Origin of the sequence: Mucilaginibacter sp., assembly GCF_036383575.1 — a bacterium.
Lineage (GTDB): Bacteria > Bacteroidota > Bacteroidia > Sphingobacteriales > Sphingobacteriaceae > Mucilaginibacter.
Window position 1 is genome coordinate 1 of the sequence record NZ_DASVOB010000897.1, and the last position, 1871, is coordinate 1871.

Annotated in this window: 3 protein-coding genes; all 3 read left to right on the plus strand. The window is 44.2% G+C overall.

The window, feature by feature from the left end; translation table 11 throughout:
* Positions 1–600: AraC family transcriptional regulator (locus tag VF500_RS31515; RefSeq protein ID WP_330863457.1), on the plus strand; the 600-nt coding region annotated here is incomplete at its 5' end.
* Positions 601–662: 62 nt separating this feature from the next.
* Positions 663–1253: a cysteine hydrolase family protein gene (locus tag VF500_RS31520; protein ID WP_330863458.1), complete on the plus strand. Its 591-nt coding sequence runs from the start codon at positions 663–665 to the stop codon at positions 1251–1253.
* A 232-nt stretch (positions 1254–1485) separates the two neighbouring features.
* The coding region (locus tag VF500_RS31525) for a DUF3863 domain-containing protein (RefSeq protein WP_330863459.1) at positions 1486–1871 on the plus strand (386 nt) is incomplete at its 3' end.

Here is a 1871-nt window from a genome sequence, read left to right on the forward strand (position 1 = left end):
ACCAGTCTGCTTATTTTTATGGAAAATGAATTTGTGGACTACTTTTTGGAAAGCCATGTTCCGGAATTTAGGCATGAGAGACTTGGGGCAGACCTTCCGCCTTTTACTTTTAAAATAACCGACTTTATAAAAGCGAACGTAGCTCAGGTTATGCAGCATATTTTGCATCCGCAGGATTATTCACGGTGTATTGTAAAGTTTGCGGCCCACCAAATGCTATTACAGGTATTATCAAACGACAGGTCAAAAACTTTTGTATCGTTTCTGAAAGACCTGGTTAGCCAGAAAAAGGTTGATCTTGCTTACTTTATGGAGACTAACTTTAACCGCCAGCTTTCCATTCATGATATGGCTAAGCTAACAGGCCGAAGTGTGAGCGCTTTTAAAAAGGAGTTCACAGATCGTTTTGATACTACTCCTGTAAAGTGGCAAATGAACCGCAGGCTGGAGTACGCGGAGTACCAGCTGAAGCATTCTAATGACCCGGTATCGCAGGTAGCCTACAGTAGTGGTTTTGAAAATATTTCGCATTTTTCTAAGATCTATAAACAAAAGTTCGGTGCCTCGCCTAAAAGCGCGCGTAATGAACCTGTGTTATAAAAAACAAAGAAATAAAGCCTCACAACAAAATTCTGGTCTTTTTAAAGCTGCAATTTTGAGGTATGAAAACACTCCAAAATACCAACCCTGCATTGTTGCTGATAGATATACAACAGGGTTTCAACGACATTTCTTACTGGGGCGGCGAACGCAATAATCCGGATGCAGAGATTAACGCCCGTAAATTGCTTGACCACTGGCGTACAAGCGGGCTCCCGATATTCCACATTCAACATTGTTCAGTTAATCCAAATTCACTCCTTGCCGAAGGCAATCCGGGTAATACGCACAAAGAGATCGTAAAGCCCTTACCTGGCGAGCCGGTAATCAAAAAATCGGTGAACAGTTCCTTTATCGGTACCGATCTACAACAGCGGCTGGATGCTGCTGGTATAGACACGGTAGTCATCGTAGGCCTTACCACCGAACATTGTGTATCTACCACAGCGCGGATGGCCGGTAATTTCGGATATAATACTTTTGTAGTTGCCGATGCCACCGCCGCCTTTAACAAAAAAGGGATCAATGGAGAGCACTACAGTGCAGAAACCATCCATTTAACTTCCCTCGCACAGCTGAACGGGGAGTTTGCTACCGTTTTGAATACCGAAGAGGTGCTGAATACTTTAAAAAAAAACGATAACTTTCTTTAGCTCGGTGATCAGGAAACTGTCAGCCGCTTATTTGCCGGTTTCGGAGCTGCTTGCCGTGATGAAGTGAGGAAATGCAAGTTTATAAACTAACGCTTTCTTCCGCCTAATATAGCGCCGGACTGAAGCTGCATGACCGGTCAGGATAGAGATTGCCTGGAAATTATGGCTTTTCGTCTACGCGGCAGTTGTCGTTCCAAATAATCGTTAATTTAGAACCGACAATTTCTACCGAATGGAAAGAAGAACTTTTTTTAAGAACTCATTACTGGGTGGTGCCGCGGTATTGGCTAACCCTTTGATCGGAAAAGGTGATCCGCTGGGATTCCTGGCCGGCAACAAGTCCACAACGTTGATGGGCAATCGTTTTGTGACTTTTTGCATTATGATCCGTACTTCGCCCTGGGAAGTATCAAGGGATGTGAAACTGATTAACCGCGACGAGGGCTTTGCGCATACGCTGGAAGTGGTTCAGCGTTTACGGGAGACCTTCGCGAAAAATGTTCCCGGAGGCCGTTTAACCTGGGGCTTTACTTTAAATGCACTTGAAGATAAACGGCAAAATTACGTTGACATCCGTAAGTATGCTGCCGAATGTCAGCTTAAATATGGTGATGAGGT

What these genes read in the sequence shown, in the direction of transcription:
- VF500_RS31520 (WP_330863458.1), top strand. Translation starts at nt 663, where the DNA reads ATGAAAACACTCCAAAATACCAACCCTGCATTGTTGCTGATAGATATA.